General features: G+C 72.5%; 1 protein-coding gene. It reads left to right on the top strand.

Translation table 11 applies throughout. The features are described from left to right. A partial coding sequence (locus ACYQ0J_RS13595; protein ID WP_460172623.1) for a hypothetical protein occupies positions 1–236 on the top strand: 236 nt, incomplete at both ends.

Raw genomic sequence — 236 nt, 5'->3', positions numbered from 1 at the left:
ACGATGAGGGTGGACGAGCTGGAGCATTTGCGCAGGAGGGTGGCGGAGCTGGAGGCCGAGCGGGAGAAGCTCCTCGCCCGCCTCGCCTACCTCGAGGCCCTCGCCCAAAGCCGGAGCCTCTCCCCTTCCGGCCTCTCCCGGGAGCGGGCCCTGGAGCTCCACGCCCTCCTCTCGGCAGTGTGGCTGGATCTGAACGAGGTGCGCCCGGGCCGGGTGCCCGACCTGGACCGGGCCCT

The organism is Thermus sp. FJN-A (genome assembly GCF_054655095.1).
Note: the sequence above shows the minus strand (reverse complement) of the source record. Positions and strands in the feature narration are given on the sequence as shown.